The organism is Lysobacter sp. Root983 (assembly GCF_001429345.1).
In the GTDB taxonomy this organism is placed as follows: Bacteria; Pseudomonadota; Gammaproteobacteria; order Xanthomonadales; family Xanthomonadaceae; genus Lysobacter.
The window spans coordinates 68,988-84,218 of sequence record NZ_LMJO01000001.1 but is presented as its reverse complement, the minus strand read 5'-3'; the positions used below and the strand labels follow the sequence as shown (position 1 = coordinate 84,218).

Here is a 15,231-nt window from a genome sequence, read left to right as displayed (position 1 = left end):
GATCGGCCGCTGGCTGTCGAACCGTCCGGCGAGACTCGAATCCCTGTCCGCGGACACCGGGCCTACGCCCGAGCCGCACCCCTTGCGAACTGCTCTCCCCCATTCAATCAGGAATCGGCCAGCAAATAAAGTGCCACCCACTTCACAGATTTATATGCTGCACCGCCACAAAAAATTAGCTTGTACGGCGTACGGGCTGTGAGCGAGAGTAGCCACCGCGCCGGACATGACGTCCGGTGCCACCATCCTTTGGGGGGAAAGGTATGACCGAAGTCTTCCTCGGGCAGATTATGCTCACGGGGTTCCAGTTCGCGCCCAAGGGCTTTGCCCTTTGCAATGGGCAGCTGCTGCCGATCGCCCAGAACCAAGCGCTGTTCTCCTTGCTCGGCACCACCTACGGCGGCAACGGCACCACCAACTTCCAGCTGCCCAACATGCAGTCGCGCACCCCGGTGGGCTTCGGCAACTCGGTCGATGGCGGCTGGAATCCGGCGCCCTATCAACAGGGCGAAACCGGCGGTGTCGAGAACGTCACCCTGCTCACCACGCAGATGCCGACGCACAACCACATGGTGGCCGGCAACACGACCGCGAGCGCGGTCCGCAACCCGACCAACGCCCTGTACGGCACCAACAGCGCCTTCACCTTCGCCCCCTCCACGGGTGCCCAGGTCGCGCTGCAAGGCATCGGCATGACGGGCAACAACCAGCCGCACAGCAACATGCAGCCCTACACCACGATCAATTTCGTGATCGCGCTGGCCGGCATCTTCCCGTCGCGCAACTGACGCCCTAGCCATCTACAGGAGTTCCCTATGAGCACCCCTTACGTCGGAGAAATCCGTATGTTCGGCTTCGGCCGCGTGCCCAACGGCTGGTTCAGCTGCGACGGTTCGTTGAAGCCCATCAGCGAGTACGAAGTGCTGTACACCCTGCTCGGCACGATCTACGGCGGCGACGGCCAGAGCACCTTCGCCGTGCCCGACCTGCGCGGTCGCGCGCCGATCCACCAGGGCACCGGCCCGGGCCTGAGCACCTATGTGATCGGCCAGATGTCCGGCAGCGAGAGCGTGACCCTGATCAGCCAGCAACTGCCCAGCCATAACCACGCGCTGATGGCCACTACGGCCGCGGCCACCACCGGCGCGGTCGGCGTGACGGTGCAGCCGGGCGCGGTGGCGGGCGACACCATGTACGTCACCGATATCACCGGCGCCACCGGCGCCGCGCTTGCGCCGGCCGCGGTCTCGATCAGCGGCAACACCCAGCCGCACGCCAACCTGATGCCCACCCTGACGGTGGGGTACTGCATCGCCTGGGCCGGCGTCTACCCGTCGCAGAGCTGAGCGGCCGCCGCGGACCATCATTCGAGGACATCACCATGACCGAACCTTTCATCGGCGAAATCCAGCTGTTCGGATTCAATTTCGCACCGCGCGGCTGGGCCTCTTGCAACGGCGCCACCCTGGCCATTCAGCAGAACACCGCGCTGTTCTCGCTGCTGGGCACCAACTACGGCGGCAACGGCACCACCACGTTCCAGCTGCCCAACTTCGTCAACCGCACCGCCTGCAACCAAGGCCAAGGCCAAGGCCTGACCCCGCGCAGCATGGGCGAGACCTTCGGTTCCAACAGCGTGACCCTGCAGCAGGGCGAAATGCCGGGACACAGCCATACGCTGACCGCCTACAACCAACCTACCGGCACCTTGCGCACCAGTGCGCCGGCCCCCGGCAACTACCTGGGTATCCCGACCTCGAGCAACCCGTTCATCGGCGGGCTGCAGCCGAACGTGCAGTTCGCCCCGACCATGTGCGGTCCGGCCGGCGGCGGCCAGCCGCACGAGAACCGTCAGCCCTACCTCGCGTCGAACTTCTGCATCGCGTTGCAGGGCATTTTCCCCAGCTTCCCCTGAGGCCATGCAGGCGCCATCGCGGCTGCTGCCGTTTCCGCGCAGCGACGATCCGCAAGGCCGCGACGACCGTCTGGCGACACCCGCGCTCCTGAGCGAGCGCGGGTTCGCATTGCGCCCCGCACGCGACGACGATCTGCCCTGGCTGCGCACGCTCTACGCCAGCACCCGCGCCGAGGAACTCGCTCCCATCCCCTGGCCCGACGAGGCCAAGCGCGCCTTCCTCGACAGCCAGTTCGCACTCCAGCATCAGCACTATCTGCTGCACTACGCCGACGCCGACTTCCTCGCGATCGAACGCGACGGCGCCCCCGTCGGCCGCTACTACCTGCAACGACGCGCACCGGATCATCTGATCGTCGATATCAGCCTGCTGACCGCCGCGCGCGGCCAAGGCATCGCCAGCGCGCTGATCGAGCACAGCCAGCGCGACGCCGCCGCGCTGGGCCGCGGCCTGCATCTGCACGTGGCCTCCGACAACGCGGGCGCGCTGCGCCTATACCGGCGCCTGGGCTTCGTCCAGACCGAAGACAGCGGCGCCCACCGCCGCATGCGCTGGCCGGCGCCCTGACGCCGGCGATCCGTTTAAGGGGAAGGAGCGGCGTAAGCCGCGTCCACGCCGGCACGATCCGCGCCGCACGCAGGAGCGCTTGAATCAGGTTGGGATCACCCAGCCGCCAAACGGACCGCGGGCCGGTGCGCGCTCAGTTGAATATCGCCTGATACAGAAAGCCCTCGCGCTCGCGCGCGACCGGCACCAGCATGATCCCGATCTCGCCCACGCTGTCGTGACGCATCAGATAGGTCTGCTGCGGGAACAGGAACGAGGAGGTATTGCGGAACAACAGCGAGAACGGCGCGCGCGCAGCCCCCGGCATGACCTGCTGGGGGTTCAGCGCCCGCGCCTCGACCAGGACGAACGGCACCTCGCCGTCGTTCAAGGCCGCCGAGAAGGTCTCGTTCACGTGGCGGGCGAAATGATCCAGCGTCAGCAGTTCCATGCGGGTTCCCCTAAAACCTGGGAACCATGGTCGCCGCGCCGCGCGCGCGATGCAAGCGCGCGCGGCGCGCGCAGGGCTCAGTACTGACCCATGTAATCGCGCTTGCCGACCTCGACGCCGTTGTGGCGCAGGATCGCGTAGGCGGTGACGACGTGGAACTGGAACTGCGGCAGGCCGTAGTGCAGCAGGTAGTCGTGGCCGATAAGACGGCGCTCCTTGGGCGTACCCGGGCGCAGCACCACTTCGCGCTCATGGGCGCCGTCGAACAGCACCGGCTCCAGGCTGTCGATGAAGGCCGTGGTCTTGGCGACCAGCGCCTGCAGCTGTTCGAACGTGCGCTCGGAGTCGTCGTACACCGGCACCTCCGCGTCGGCCAGGCGCGCGCTCACGCCCTTGGCGAAGTCGCAGGCGATCTGGACCTGACGCAGCAGCGGGAACATATCCGGGTACAGACGCGACTGCAGCAGCACCTCCGGGTCGACCTTCTTCTCGGCCGCATAGGCCTGGGCCTTGTCCAGCAGCGCGCTGAGGCTGCCGAGAAACTGCTTGAACACGGGAACGGAGGCGGCGTGCATGGAAACGGTCATGGCGGGACTCGTGGGGTGAATCGCACATGGTACGCCGCCTCCGGCGTCCGACCACGCGCGCAACCGTGGATCGATGCGTCCTGCGGGCGGTGGCGTATGGGATGCGCGCCTGGGGCGAGTGCGTCTAAGCGTGGGCGGATCGCCTACGCGGCGGTGGTAAAGCAAATCCCCCTCGATGTCCACTTTCCAAAGGGGGAAGTTGCCCGTTACTCCCCCGCATGCTCCCAACGCTGCGCCCCCTGCCCGTCCTCGGCCAGCACGTCGCCTGGGTTGGCCAGGCGGCAGCGATCGATCGACAGGCAGCCGCAGCCGATGCAGTCGTCCAGGGTGTCGCGCATCTGGCTCAGTTTCTGGATGCGCTCGTCCAGTTCCTCGCGCCAGATCGTCGACAGGCGCTCCCAGTCCTTGCGCGTGGGCGTGCGTCCGTCGGGCAGCGTCGAGAATGCCTCCAGGATCGTCGCCAGCGGCATGCCCACGCGCTGGGCGACCCGAATGATCGCGATCCGGCGCAGCATGTCGCGCCCGTAACGGCGCTGGTTGCCGGCCGTGCGTTGGCTGTGGATCAAGCCTTTGGCCTCGTAGAAATGCAGCGTCGACACCGCCACCCCGCTACGCTGCGCCATCTGCCCCACGCTCAGTTCGGTAGCCGCACCCATGGGCTTGACCTCAACTTAAGTTCAGGTCCTATCCTGGATCTCCCCCCTCTTTACGGTCAAGCCATGGACAATCGCAACGCGCGCGAGGACGACCTCGACCGCTCCGGCGCTCACCTCGATCGCGACGCCGACCTCGCCCTCGACGACGGCGACGACGGCCTGATGCAAGCCGTGCATTTCGATCGCTACGGTTCGCCCGACGTGCTCTATCCCACCGCGCTGGCGATGCCCAATGCGGCGCGCGGCGAGCTGCGCGTGCGCGTACGCGCGGCCGGCGTGCAGCCGGCCGACATCGCGCGCCGCAACGGCGAGTTCGCGCGCCGCGGCATCGACGCCGACGCCGCCTTCCCGCAACGACTGGGCTACGAATTCGCCGGCGTCGTCGACCAGATCGGCGACGGCGTGCGCGGCTACTACCACGGCCAGGAAGTGCTGGGCTGGTGCGACGGCGGCGCCTACGCCGAGGTCCTGGCCGTGCCCGCCGCGCAAGTCGTGGCCAAGCCGCCGATGATGTCCTGGGCGGTCGCCGGCGCGCTCTCGGCCTCCGGCCAGACCGCCCAGGTCGCTTTGCGCGCGCTCAACGTCGGCCGCGGCGACACCCTGCTGGTGCACGGCGCGGCCGGCGGCGTGGGTTCGATCGCGGTCCAGCTTGCGCGCCTGGCCGGCGCGCGCGTGATCGGCAGCGCCAGCCGCGAGAACCATGCCTACCTGCGCACCCTGGGTGTCGAACCGGTGCTGTACGGCGAAGGCCTGGTCGCGCGCGTGCGCGAGCTCGCGCCGCAAGGCGTGAGCGCGGCATTGGACGCGGCCGGGCGCGGCGCGATCGCCGCCTCGCTGGCGCTGGGCGCCGCGCGCGAACGCATCGGCACCCTGGTCGACGCCGACGGCGCGCGCGAACACGGCGTGCTGCGCCTGCGCGGCGAATGCGACCGCGACCGCCTGCGCCAGCTGGTCGAGCTGTACGAACACGGCCGCCTGCACGTGCACGTGCGGGAGATCTACCCGCTCGCGCACGCCGCGGTCGCGCACCGCGACGTCGAGACCGGCCACGGCCGCGGCAAGGTGGTGCTGATGGTCTACCAGACCGGCGACAGCGGCTTCGGGCCATGAGCGAGGCCGACAGCGCGGCCGACGCTCTCGCGCCCTTGCGCGCGCACGACGCCGACGGCGCCGCGGCCGGCCTGTTCGATCGCCGCTACCGCGCGCTCACCGTCGGCGCCATCGCCCTGGTCGCGCTTGCCGCCTTCGAGGCGCTGGCGGTCGCAACCGCGATGCCGACCGTGGCCGAAGCGCTGAACGGCCTGCCGCTGTACGCGCTCGCCTTCGGCGGCGCGCTGGCGGCCAGCGTGGTCGGCATGGTCGCGGCAGGACGCTGGGCGGATACGCGCGGCCCGGCCGCGCCGCTGCGCCAGGGCATCGTCTGGTTCGCGATCGGTCTGTTGTTGGCGGGCCTGGCGCCGTCGATGGCGTGGCTGCTGCTGGGCCGCGTGGTGCAAGGTTTCGGCGGCGGACTGATGTCGGTCGCGCTCTACGTGGTGGTCGGCCGCAAGTATCCGCAAGCGCTGCGCCCGCGCATCTTCGCCGCCTTCGCCGCGGCCTGGGTGGTGCCGGCGGTGATCGGACCGGCGATCAGCGGCGCCATCGTCGAACACTGGGGTTGGCGCTGGGTGTTTCTGTCGGTGCCGTTGATCGCGCTGGCCGCGGCGGCGCTGGTCTTGCCCGCGGTACGCGATCTGGGCGCGCCCGAACACGCCGACGCCTCCGACGCCGCCACGCCCGCGCGCATGCCCTGGGCGATCGGCGCCGCCGCCAGTGCGCTGCTGTTGCATATCGCCGGCCAGCAACGCGGCGCGCTCGCGGCCGTCCTGCTCGCATTGGCCGCGCTCGGCCTGGTGGTGTGCGCGCTGCGCCTGCTGCCGACCGGCACCTTGCGCGCCGCGCGCGGCCTGCCGACCGTGATCGCGCTGCGCGGCATCGCCTCGTCGGCGTTCTTCGGCACCGAGGTGTTCCTGCCGCTGCTGCTCTCGCATGAGCGTGGCTGGTCGCCGACCGCGGCGGGGCTCGCGCTTACCGTCGGCGCGGTCGGTTGGTCGACGGGCTCCTGGTATCGCGGACGTCCGGTGCAGCGCTACGCCCCGGCGCGTCTACTGCAGATCGGCATGAGCCTCATCGCGATCGGCATCGCGGCCATCGTCGCGATACTCGTGCCGACGGTGCCCACCGCCGTCGGCGTGTCGGGCTGGGTACTGGCCGGCTTGGGCATGGGCGTGACCTTCCCCAGCCTGTCGGTGCTGACGCTGGAGCTGTCGCCACCGGCGCAGCAAGGGCTCAACTCCTCGGCACTGCAGCTGTGCGACGCGCTGTTCACAGCCAGCGTCCTGGCGATCGGCGGCTCGCTGTTCGCGGCCTTGTTGCCGCACGGCCACGCCGGCGCCTATCTGGCCGGGTTCGCGATTTCGCTGGCGCTGGCCGTGCTCGGCGCGCTGCTGGCGCGGCGGGTGCAGCCGTAGGCGGCTGCAGCCACCGCATCGGCTCCGTCGCGTTCGTGCGTGGAGATGCGATGCGGTGCGCCTTTGGCTTACCGCATCCTACGAGAACGCTGTGCATTAGCCGTAGGATGCGGTGATAACCGCATCGGCTTCATCCCGTTCGCTTGTGGAGTTGCGATGCGGTGCGCCTGCGGCTTACCGCATCCTACGAGAGCGCTGCGCGTAAACCGTAGGATGCGGTGATAACCGCATCGGCTTCATCCCGTTCGCTTGTGGAGATGCGATGCGATGCGGTGCGCCTGCGGCTTACCGCATCCTACGAGAACGCTGCGCATTAGCCGTAGGATGCGGTGATAACCGCATCGGCTTCATTGCGTTCGCTCGTGGAAATGCGATGCGGCGCGTCTGTGGCTTACCGCCTGCGCGGCGATGGGTTTACGAACTGGCTTCCACGGTCATCGGCGTCGCGACGGCGCGCGGGCGCGCGAGTTGCTCGTACAAGGCGACCACCTGCTCCATCAGCCCGTCGGTGCTCCAGGCGCGCGCGTCCTGCGGCCCCGCGGCCGACAAGGCGGCACGCGTCTCCGGCGAGCGCAGCACGTCGGCGACATGGCCCGCGAACGCGGCCTCGTCCTCGGCGCTGACCACCGCGCTGCGCACGTCGCGCAGGACCGTGGCCGTGCCCATCACCGCCGTCGATACGATCGGCACGCCCAGCGCCATCGCCTCGATCAGCACCAGGCCCTGCGTTTCGGTGGGCGAGGCGAACACGAACACGTCGCCGGCGCGATAGGCGTCGAGCAAGGTGGTGCGGCGGTCGAGATTGCCGAAGAAACGCACATGGTCCTGCAACTTCAATTCGACGCTGAGCCGCTTAAGACGTTCGGCGTCCGGGCCTTCGCCCGCGATCAGGAACAACAGCTCCGGAAACTCCGCGACCAGCCGCTTGGCCACCCGCAACAGGAAGGCGATGTTCTTCTCGACCGCCAGCCGGCTCACCGTCACCAGGGTCGGCCGCTGCGGCGCGATGCCGTGCTCGGCGCGGAAGCGCGCCCCGTCGCCGCGCGCGAATTCGCCCAGGTCGATGCCGGTCGGCAGCACCGTCGACGGCGTGGTGATGCCGTAGCGGTCCAGCACGTCCTCCATCTGCGCGGTCGGTACGATCAAATGATCCACGCCATGGCACAGCGAGCGCGAGGCGCGCCGCGCGAACGCGCGCAGCAGCGGCGCGGGCAGCCACGGCAGGTAGTGGCCCACGTATTCTTCGAAATAGGTGTGGTAGGTCTCCACCGTCGGCCGCCCGATCCGCCGCGCCAGGCGCACGCCCAGGCTGTGGGCGCGGAACGGCGTGTGGATGTGGATCACGTCCCAATCGCGAGCCGCCAAGGTCTCGGCCACCTCGCGCAGCGCGGAGGCGCGGATCAAACGGTCCTCCGGATCGAAGAAGATCACCCGCGACGGCAGCCGCAGGATCTCGAACTCGCCGTGACCGTCGTGCTGCTCCTGGCCGCTGCCGGGGCCGTAGTCCGGCACCACCAGGGTCACCGCGTGGCCCATGCGCGCCAGCGACTGGGCGAAGGTGCGGATCGACGTCGAGACGCCGTTGACCCGCGGGAAATACACGTCGGACAGCATCAGGATGTTCATGGCCACCAGACTATGGCGAGGCGATGACGGATTTATGGCGGCGGCCTGAACCGGCGGCCGGCGACCGCCTTCGCGCTCGATGCTGCAGCGCAGCTTGCCCCATCGGACGATGGTGAGCCGCCTGTCGGCATGGCCTACTCCGCCGGCATCGGGCGCATCCGGGGAACCACGTCGCCGCCCGTTCCGCGTCACCCGCAGGATCCTCGTCCGAAGGAGTCGACCGCATGACTGTCCCGTCTCGCACCGCCACAACGCCCGCACGTCGCCGCCGTTTCCTGCCGGTCGCCCTGGCCGGTCTGTTCGCGCTCGCCATCAGCACGCCCGCCCTGGCCCTGACCGAAGTCACCGGCTTCGGCAGCAACCCCGGCAACCTGCGCATGTTCAAGTACGTGCCGCCGGGCCTGCCCGCCAACGCGCCGCTGGTGGTCGCCCTGCACGGCTGCGCCCAAAGCGCGGCCAGCTACGACGCCGAAACCGGCTGGGAGCTGCTGGCCCAGCGCTGGCAGTTCGCGCTGCTGCTGCCGCAACAGCAAAGCGGCAACAATTCCAGCAGTTGCTTCAACTGGTTCGAAAGCGGCGACATCGCCCGCGGCCAAGGCGAAGCGCTGTCGATCAAGCAAATGGTCGACCGCATGCGCAGCGACCACGCCAGCGCCGCCGACCGCGTCTATGTCACCGGCTTGTCCGCGGGCGGCGCGATGACCTCGGCGATGCTCGCCACCTATCCCGACGTGTTCGCCGGCGGCGCCATCGTCGCCGGCATCCCCTACCGCTGCGCGACCAGCCAGAGCGCGGCCTTCGGCTGCATGAACCCCGGCAGCGACCTCACGCCCGCGCAATGGGGCGACAAGGTGCGCGCCGCCAGCCCCCACGCCGGCCCCTGGCCCATCGTCTCGATCTGGCACGGCGACGCCGACTACACCGTGCGCCCGGCCAATCAGACCGAAATCCTGCAGCAATGGACCAACGTGCACGGCATCGACCAGATCCCGGAGGTGCAGGACACGGTCGCCGGCTATCCGCACCAGGTCTACCGCGACGCTGCCGGCCGCGCCCTGGTCGAAACCTACACGATCGCCGGCATGGGCCACGGCACCCCGGTCGATCCCGGCAGCGGCGAAAGCCAATGCGGCACCGCCGGCGCCTACATCCTCGACGTCAACATTTGCTCTAGTTATTACATCGCGCGCTTCTGGGGCCTGGACAACCTGGACGGCATCGCGCCGCAGGTCGTGCTGACCGCGCCTGCCGACGGCGCCGCCGTCAGCGGCAACGTCGCCCTCAGCGCCGATGCCAGCGACGACGTCGGTGTGGACCGGGTCGAGTTCCTGCTCGACGGCAACCTGATCGCCAACGACGCGAGCGCGCCGTATACGGGCACGTGGAACAGCGCCAACAGCAGCAACGGCGCGCATAGCCTGCAGGCGCGCGCCTACGACCTGGCCGGCAACGTCGGCAGCTCCGCCGCGGTCGGTGTCAGTGTCAGCGGCGGTACCGGCGGCGGCGGCGTGCTGAGCTTCGACAACGAAGACGCCAACGACGGCTACGTCAAAGCCGACGCCAACGGCGGCGCGCCCGTCGTCGGCACCCTGGAAGCGACCTATGGCCTGGCCTCCGGCCGCGGCTCCGATGGCAAGTACAACCGCAGCCTGCTGTCCTTCGATACCGCCGCGATTCCCGACGGCGCCACAGTCGTTTCCGCCACCCTCAGCGTGGTCTACCGCAGCGCCTACGGCGACCCCTGGAGCAACCCGGCCGGCAATACCCTGCTGATCGACGTACGCAACGGCTGCTACGGCGCCTGCACCATCGAGGCCGCCGACTACGCCGCCGCCGCGAGCGCCACCGCGGTCGCTCAGCTACCGCCCTTCACCGGCGGCAGCCAGACCAGCACCGCCTTCGACGCCGCCGGCTTGGCCGCGATCAATCGCGGCGGCCGCACCCAACTGCGCCTGCGCTACGCCAGCCCGCAGACGGCGACGAACTATCTGTGGATCGATCGCGGCGTGGGCGCGAAGTTGCGGGTGGAGTATGTGATGCCCTGAACTCATCGGGCCGGTCGCACTGCATGCGGATCGCAGCTGACGGATCGATTGCCTGCCAGCCACTCATGCATGGCGTTCTGGTGGAACGACAAGCCGGAAAGCGACGCCCCATGACACGGGCGTCGCCCACGATCACTCCTGCACCGTCTGCGGATCGCCCACATACACCGTGCCGGTACCGCCGCCCGTGCCGCCACCGCCACCGCCGTCCCAACCCGGGTTGTAGCCGCCCTGGCCGCCGGCTTCGCCACCGCCGCTGGCATTGCCGCTACCGCTGTCGCCACCTACGCGCTCCATGCGTCCATCATTCGTGCCGAACAGGCCGAAGTCGTCCGTGATGAAGTACTTCGCGCAATGCGTCGGATTGCAGATGATGTAGATGTCGCCTTTGTTCCAAAACATGTCGCCGAACCATTGGTTGAACAAGGGCTTCATCTGCTCCACATATTTCGCGGTCGCGCCGTCCGGCACGGGGTGGGCGATCTGACAGCCATTGTCGCAAATGAAGGGCCCACGTTCGGCCGCGACCAGCCAAGCACTCATGACCAAAACCGGAACCACCAAGCCAGCTATCAGCCATTTTTTACTGTTTGCAGCACGCATCATAGATCCTCCTTCCTTGTAGAGTCGCGAGTGCCAGTTGCTCAGGAGTTAATTGACTGGCGTGGGCACTCATCCGCCTTTCACTGATAAAGCGTGGGTCGGCCAGCCCTACCGCGTGGTAGTACGCATAGGCACGCACAGGATCTCGTCGGGTGATCACGCCGTAGGTATAGGCATCGCTGAGACTCGTCAGCCCTTCGATGCTCCCGCCAGCCGCGGCCCGCTGCATGTAGTGCATGGCTTTGCGCCTGTAAGCGATGACCTTCTCAGGATCGGAAAGCATCTGAGAGGAGTTGCCGATCACCGCTTCCGCATTCCGTGCATAGCTGAGCTGGGCCATGGCGATGCCGCTGTCGGCGGCCTGCTCCAGCCAGCGCACGTTGTTCCGGTATTGATCGGGGGTGAGGCCGTGGCATTGCGTGGGCGTACGCGCGATCAACTGCGTTTCGACATCGTCGCCGCGCACGGGCGCGGGTCGCGCGCCGCTGCTGGCGCCGTGATAGAGCGCGTAGCGACAGCCTTCGACTTTGACGAACAGATAGAAGGCGGCCTCGTTGTCGCCCGCCTCTGCTCTCGGCTGCAGGGCCGCCACCACGTCCACCGCGCGTCCGGGCGGCGGGTCGTAGCTGCGAGTGAAAGTCGATACCCGAGGCACAGTGTTCGGCGCTCGCGCCCGCAGCAGCTCGGCGGCCGGTCCATCGACGTCGCGCTCGTGCGCCGCCGCTACCGTCGCCGTCGCCGTCGCCGGCGGCTCGGCGGGTCCGGCGCTGGCCATCGGCCCGGCCGCATCCGGTTCCGGCGCACGCCGGCTCCACCACCAGCCCGCACCCAGCCCCACGGCCAGCAACAACGCCATCACGATCGCGATGCGCGACCCGCGCTTGGACTGCATCCCTTCGCTCCTTTTCGTTCCATCTAGGTCGCCGGCGAGAAGGCCGGCATGCTTTCGCCAGCTCGCATTCGACAAATGAGCCCGCCATTTGACGAAAAGAAAAACATAGTCCTGATATGAAAATCAATTCCAAATTGAAGTTGCGATAGAAGTCACGGCGTGTTTTGCACACACCGAAGGCACCTCGTACGACGATGGAATACTCATGATTTGCGTGCTTGTAGGAGGAGCTAGCACGCACGCTGGCCGCTGCGCATCGCGCCTGCCGTGCGTCTATCGTTGCAGCGACCGACCTATCTCAACGGCTATCCCGAACCTTGCTGGCGCGTGTGCGCGAGTTGCTCGCGCAAGGCCGATTGGGCGAGATGCTGCGCCAGCGCCACGCCCAGGCGCACGAGGTCCGCGGCGACCACGCGCTGTACGAATACGCAACCGAGCCCAAGGCCCGTTACCTGCGCAATACCGAGCCGCCGCACAAGGCGATCTACGACTCAGGCAGTAGCCAGACCAGCACCGCCTTCGACGCCGCCGGCTTGGCCGCGATCAACCGCGACAGCCGCACCCAGCTACGCCTGCGCTACGCCAGCCCGCAGACGCGACGAACTATTTGTGGATCGATCGCGGCGCGAGCGCGAAGTTGCGGGTGGAGTACGTGATGCCTTGAGCTAACCGACTCGGCCGTGGCACCTCTGGGCCGCAGCTGGCGAGCCGATCGCCCGTCAGCCGCGGCGGCGTTGCGTTCGTGCGGAACAACCGGCCCAAAGCGACGTCCGTGCGATACGGACGCCGCCCCAGGATCACTCCTGCACCGTCTGCGGATCGCCGACGTACACCGTGCCGGTACCGCCGCCCGTGCTGCCACCGCCACCGCCGTCCCAACCCGGGTTGTAGCCACCCTGGCCGCCGGCTTCGCCACCGCCGCTGGCATTGCCGCTACCGCTGTCGCCGCCTTCGCGCTCCATGCGTCCGTCGTTGGTACCGAAGATGCCGAAGTCGTCGGTGATGTAGTACTTCGCGCAATAAGTCGCATTGCAGACGATGTAGATGTCGCCCTTGTTCCAGAACACATCGCCGAACCATCGATTGAACAAGGGCTTCATGCGTTCGATGTAGTCCAAGGTGGCGGGATCGGGTTTGGGATAGCCGATCTGACAGCCGTTGTCGCATTCGAAAGGCCCGCGTTCAGCTGCCACCAGCCAAGTACCCGCAGCCAGTAGCGGTATCGCCAGCGCAGCGACGAGCCACACCTTGTGTTTATTTGCAGCACGCATCGTAAATTCTCCTTCCTTGTTGAGTGGCCGCAGCCAGTTGTGAGGGATCGAGTTGTTTCGCGTAGTTGCCCAGACGGAACTGCCCGTACTGCGGCAAGGCCAGGCTTTCCGCGTAGGCATAGGCGTAGGCGCGAGCCGGGTCGCGCGGGGCTAGCACGCCGTAGTGGTAAGCATCGCCGAGGCTGTGCAGGGCACCGACGCTGCCGTTGGCAGCCGCACGATGCAGGTAGCCCATTGCCTTGCGCCGGTAGGCGATGACCTTTTCGGGGTTCGCCAGCATCTGCGAGGAATTCCCGACCACGGCCTCGGCATTTCCGGCGTAGCTGAGCTGCGCCATGATCAATCCGCTGTCGGCGGCCTGCTCCAGCCAACGCAGGTTGTTCCGGTAGTGCTCGGGCGTCAGCCCGTGGCAATCCGGTGACGTGCGCGCGATCAATTGCGACTCGACACTGTCGCCGCTGATCGGTGCCGGACGGTTGTTGTCGCCGCTGTGATAGAGCTGGTAACGACAGCCCTCGATCTTGAGAAACAGATAGAACGCCGCGTCGTTGTCGCCGGCCTCGGCACGCGGCTGCAGGGCTGCGATCACGTCCAGCGCGCGACCGCGCGGCAGGTCGTAACTGCGCTCGGTGCTCAGGTCCCGTCGCGCCGCGCCGGGACGGCGTGCCCGCGCGATATCGCCAGCGGGATCACCGCCGACGAGGTCGGCCGGCGGGTCGACACCTGCGATCGGCGCGGGTGCAGGAGCGGCCCATTGCGCGATGGGCGTCGCATCCTGTCCACGCCGGCTCCACCACCAGCCCGCCACCAGACCCACCGTCACCAAGACTATGAGCACGATCGCAGTACGCGACCGGCGCTGATTGGATTGCATTCCTTCGCTCCTACGCCGTCTTGTTCGTCTCCGGCCATCGCCGGCATGCGCTCGCCAGTTCGCATTGGAGAAACGCGCCACTTCGAGTTGCCTGAAGATAAAACACAATCCTAAATTGATAATCAATACCAATTTTAAGTTGCTACATAGAACGGCGCGCTTTGCACGCATCGAAGGCATTTCATTAGGTGATGCAGTGCGCAGAATCTGCGTCTGCGTTTCGTCGGCGACCGCATGCGCTGGCCGCTGCGCATCGCGCCTGCCGTATCGTCTAGCGATGCAGCGACTGACCTATCTCAACGGCTATCCCGAACCCGTGCTGGCGCGCGTGCGCGAGTTGCTCGCGCAAGGCCGATTGGGCGAGGTGCTGCGCCAGCGCTACGCCCAGGCGCACGAGGTCCGCAGCGACCGCGCGTTGTACGAGTACACAACCGAGCTCAAGGCCCGCTATCTGCGCAAGGCCGAGCCGCTGCACAAGGTGATCTACGACAATCGCCTGCAGGTGATCGGCCAGGCCCTGGGTACGCACACCGCGATCTCGCGCGTGCAAGGCGGGCGGCTCAAGGCCAGCCGCGAGATCCGCATCGCCAGCGTGTTCCGCGACGCGCCGGCGGAGTTCCTGAAGATGATCGTGGTGCACGAACTGGCGCACCTGAAGGAAAGCGAGCACAACCGCGCGTTCTATCAGTTGTGCACGCACATGGAGCCGGATTACCACCAGCTCGAGTTCGATCTGCGCCTCTACCTCACCTCGCTGGACCTGGAAGGCGCCGCAGCGGCATCGCAAGGCTGAGCACGCCTAAGGCCGCATGCGCGCGGCGCGCGCCCACGGCGGCAGGCTCAGGGCCGCAGCAACCAGGCCGGCAAAGCCAGTACCGCCAGCAGGGCCACGATCGCGGCGACGATCGCCAGCACCCGCAACGGCTCGCGGCGCACGATCCCGGAAAAGGTTTCGGCGCTGCCGTCGCGTTGCGCGGCCGCGTGCTCGGCGCGCGCGCGCGCCTGACGCCCGGCCTGGTACTGCGCCATCAGCGCGCGCGCGGCGGTCTCGTCGGCGTCGGAGGCGATCCAGATGCCGCCATAGGAAATGCCCCAGCGGCTGGGCTGGGTCTCGTAGTACTCGATGCGGTGCGCGTCCAGCATCGCGCGCACGTCGGCGACCTCGTCGTCGGGCACCTGGCGCAGGTTAAGCAGTAATTTCGACATACCGCGATGATAGCGCGTCGTCTTCAACTGGCGCTTACATCGCCCGCG

At 67.8% G+C, this 15,231-nt stretch carries 18 protein-coding genes; 9 read left to right on the top strand and 9 right to left on the bottom strand.

Annotated features, from left to right (window positions below; genetic code table 11):
• Positions 1 to 263 precede the first annotated feature (263 nt).
• From ASE43_RS00450 to ASE43_RS00435, 4 genes are read left to right on the top strand one after another with little or no spacing between them, the layout of a single operon-like run.
• Entirely contained in the window at positions 264 to 788 is a 525-nt protein-coding gene (locus ASE43_RS00450) for a tail fiber protein (RefSeq protein WP_056174140.1), read from the top strand.
• A 27-nt stretch (positions 789 to 815) separates the two neighbouring features.
• Positions 816 to 1,346, top strand: a complete 531-nt coding sequence (locus ASE43_RS00445; protein ID WP_056174138.1) for a tail fiber protein — start codon at positions 816 to 818, stop codon at positions 1,344 to 1,346.
• A 35-nt stretch (positions 1,347 to 1,381) separates the two neighbouring features.
• Entirely contained in the window at positions 1,382 to 1,915 is a 534-nt protein-coding gene (locus ASE43_RS00440) for a tail fiber protein (protein ID WP_056174136.1), read from the top strand.
• Between the two features lie 4 nt (positions 1,916 to 1,919).
• Positions 1,920 to 2,483: a GNAT family N-acetyltransferase gene (locus ASE43_RS00435; protein WP_057159107.1), complete on the top strand. Its 564-nt coding sequence runs from the start codon at positions 1,920 to 1,922 to the stop codon at positions 2,481 to 2,483.
• Positions 2,484 to 2,616: 133 nt separating this feature from the next.
• Here ASE43_RS00435 and ASE43_RS00430 read toward each other — a convergent pair whose 3' ends face one another.
• From ASE43_RS00430 to soxR, 3 genes are all read right to left on the bottom strand, one after another.
• Positions 2,617 to 2,913, bottom strand: coding sequence for a hypothetical protein (locus ASE43_RS00430; RefSeq protein ID WP_056174133.1), 297 nt, complete (start codon positions 2,911 to 2,913; stop codon positions 2,617 to 2,619).
• A 77-nt stretch (positions 2,914 to 2,990) separates the two neighbouring features.
• On the bottom strand, positions 2,991 to 3,500 hold the full coding sequence (locus tag ASE43_RS00425; protein ID WP_056174131.1) for a DUF1993 domain-containing protein: 510 nt from the start codon (positions 3,498 to 3,500) through the stop codon (positions 2,991 to 2,993).
• Between the two features lie 206 nt (positions 3,501 to 3,706).
• Positions 3,707 to 4,156 carry a redox-sensitive transcriptional activator SoxR gene (gene soxR / locus ASE43_RS00420; protein WP_057159105.1) on the bottom strand — a complete coding sequence of 150 codons (450 nt, stop codon included), beginning with the start codon at positions 4,154 to 4,156 and terminating at the stop codon, positions 3,707 to 3,709.
• 63 nt (positions 4,157 to 4,219) lie between these two features.
• Here soxR and ASE43_RS00415 point away from each other — a divergent pair, with 63 nt between their 5' ends.
• Together ASE43_RS00415 and ASE43_RS00410 are read left to right on the top strand one after the other, a co-directional pair.
• Entirely contained in the window at positions 4,220 to 5,266 is a 1,047-nt protein-coding gene (locus ASE43_RS00415; RefSeq protein ID WP_200956175.1) for an NADP-dependent oxidoreductase, read from the top strand.
• A complete protein-coding gene (locus tag ASE43_RS00410; protein WP_082607017.1) occupies positions 5,263 to 6,666 on the top strand; it encodes an MFS transporter in 1,404 nt (467 codons plus the stop codon). Before ASE43_RS00415 ends, ASE43_RS00410 begins: the two co-directional genes overlap by 4 nt.
• A gap of 414 nt (positions 6,667 to 7,080) precedes the next feature.
• Here the strand turns inward: ASE43_RS00410 and ASE43_RS00405 are convergent, their stop codons facing one another.
• A complete protein-coding gene (locus ASE43_RS00405; RefSeq protein WP_057159103.1) occupies positions 7,081 to 8,292 on the bottom strand; it encodes a glycosyltransferase in 1,212 nt (403 codons plus the stop codon).
• 224 nt (positions 8,293 to 8,516) lie between these two features.
• Here ASE43_RS00405 and ASE43_RS22850 point away from each other — a divergent pair, with 224 nt between their 5' ends.
• Positions 8,517 to 10,337: a PHB depolymerase family esterase gene (locus tag ASE43_RS22850; protein WP_057159102.1), complete on the top strand. Its 1,821-nt coding sequence runs from the start codon at positions 8,517 to 8,519 to the stop codon at positions 10,335 to 10,337.
• A 132-nt stretch (positions 10,338 to 10,469) separates the two neighbouring features.
• Here ASE43_RS22850 and ASE43_RS00395 read toward each other — a convergent pair whose 3' ends face one another.
• Together ASE43_RS00395 and ASE43_RS00390 are read right to left on the bottom strand one after the other, a co-directional pair.
• Complete coding sequence (locus ASE43_RS00395; RefSeq protein WP_057159100.1) at positions 10,470 to 10,880, bottom strand: hypothetical protein; 411 nt, start codon at positions 10,878 to 10,880, stop codon at positions 10,470 to 10,472.
• Positions 10,881 to 10,920: 40 nt separating this feature from the next.
• Positions 10,921 to 11,832, bottom strand: a complete 912-nt coding sequence (locus ASE43_RS00390) for a sel1 repeat family protein (protein ID WP_057159099.1) — start codon at positions 11,830 to 11,832, stop codon at positions 10,921 to 10,923.
• A gap of 317 nt (positions 11,833 to 12,149) precedes the next feature.
• Between ASE43_RS00390 and ASE43_RS00385 the strand changes: the two genes are divergently transcribed.
• Positions 12,150 to 12,488 (top strand): hypothetical protein, encoded by a 339-nt coding sequence (locus ASE43_RS00385; RefSeq protein WP_056174119.1) that lies wholly within the window; start codon positions 12,150 to 12,152, stop codon positions 12,486 to 12,488.
• Between the two features lie 141 nt (positions 12,489 to 12,629).
• Here the strand turns inward: ASE43_RS00385 and ASE43_RS00380 are convergent, their stop codons facing one another.
• Positions 12,630 to 13,103 carry a hypothetical protein gene (locus ASE43_RS00380; RefSeq protein WP_157489247.1) on the bottom strand — a complete coding sequence of 158 codons (474 nt, stop codon included), beginning with the start codon at positions 13,101 to 13,103 and terminating at the stop codon, positions 12,630 to 12,632.
• Positions 13,087 to 13,977, bottom strand: a complete 891-nt coding sequence (locus tag ASE43_RS00375; protein WP_157499593.1) for a hypothetical protein — start codon at positions 13,975 to 13,977, stop codon at positions 13,087 to 13,089. The genes ASE43_RS00380 and ASE43_RS00375 overlap by 17 nt, the downstream gene beginning before the upstream one ends.
• 277 nt (positions 13,978 to 14,254) lie before the next feature.
• On the opposite strand from ASE43_RS00375, the gene ASE43_RS00370 reads away from it, so the two are divergent.
• Positions 14,255 to 14,770 carry a M48 family metallopeptidase gene (locus ASE43_RS00370; RefSeq protein WP_056174114.1) on the top strand — a complete coding sequence of 172 codons (516 nt, stop codon included), beginning with the start codon at positions 14,255 to 14,257 and terminating at the stop codon, positions 14,768 to 14,770.
• A gap of 47 nt (positions 14,771 to 14,817) precedes the next feature.
• Here ASE43_RS00370 and ASE43_RS00365 read toward each other — a convergent pair whose 3' ends face one another.
• Positions 14,818 to 15,183: a DUF6164 family protein gene (locus ASE43_RS00365; protein ID WP_056174112.1), complete on the bottom strand. Its 366-nt coding sequence runs from the start codon at positions 15,181 to 15,183 to the stop codon at positions 14,818 to 14,820.
• Positions 15,184 to 15,231: the final 48 nt, after the last annotated feature.

Coding starts and splice junctions, on each gene's coding strand:
- ASE43_RS00450 (WP_056174140.1), top strand. CDS start 264: ATGACCGAAGTCTTCCTCGGGCAGATTATGCTCACGGGGTTCCAGTTC.
- ASE43_RS00445 (WP_056174138.1), top strand. CDS start 816: ATGAGCACCCCTTACGTCGGAGAAATCCGTATGTTCGGCTTCGGCCGC.
- ASE43_RS00440 (WP_056174136.1), top strand. CDS start 1,382: ATGACCGAACCTTTCATCGGCGAAATCCAGCTGTTCGGATTCAATTTC.
- ASE43_RS00435 (WP_057159107.1), top strand. CDS start 1,920: ATGCAGGCGCCATCGCGGCTGCTGCCGTTTCCGCGCAGCGACGATCCG.
- ASE43_RS00430 (WP_056174133.1), bottom strand. CDS start 2,913: ATGGAACTGCTGACGCTGGATCATTTCGCCCGCCACGTGAACGAGACC.
- ASE43_RS00425 (WP_056174131.1), bottom strand. CDS start 3,500: ATGACCGTTTCCATGCACGCCGCCTCCGTTCCCGTGTTCAAGCAGTTT.
- soxR (WP_057159105.1), bottom strand. CDS start 4,156: ATGGGTGCGGCTACCGAACTGAGCGTGGGGCAGATGGCGCAGCGTAGC.
- ASE43_RS00415 (WP_200956175.1), top strand. CDS start 4,220: ATGGACAATCGCAACGCGCGCGAGGACGACCTCGACCGCTCCGGCGCT.
- ASE43_RS00410 (WP_082607017.1), top strand. CDS start 5,263: ATGAGCGAGGCCGACAGCGCGGCCGACGCTCTCGCGCCCTTGCGCGCG.
- ASE43_RS00405 (WP_057159103.1), bottom strand. CDS start 8,292: ATGAACATCCTGATGCTGTCCGACGTGTATTTCCCGCGGGTCAACGGC.
- ASE43_RS22850 (WP_057159102.1), top strand. CDS start 8,517: ATGACTGTCCCGTCTCGCACCGCCACAACGCCCGCACGTCGCCGCCGT.
- ASE43_RS00395 (WP_057159100.1), bottom strand. CDS start 10,880: ATGAGTGCTTGGCTGGTCGCGGCCGAACGTGGGCCCTTCATTTGCGAC.
- ASE43_RS00390 (WP_057159099.1), bottom strand. CDS start 11,832: ATGCAGTCCAAGCGCGGGTCGCGCATCGCGATCGTGATGGCGTTGTTG.
- ASE43_RS00380 (WP_157489247.1), bottom strand. CDS start 13,103: ATGCGTGCTGCAAATAAACACAAGGTGTGGCTCGTCGCTGCGCTGGCG.
- ASE43_RS00375 (WP_157499593.1), bottom strand. CDS start 13,977: ATGCAATCCAATCAGCGCCGGTCGCGTACTGCGATCGTGCTCATAGTC.
- ASE43_RS00370 (WP_056174114.1), top strand. CDS start 14,255: ATGCAGCGACTGACCTATCTCAACGGCTATCCCGAACCCGTGCTGGCG.
- ASE43_RS00365 (WP_056174112.1), bottom strand. CDS start 15,183: ATGTCGAAATTACTGCTTAACCTGCGCCAGGTGCCCGACGACGAGGTC.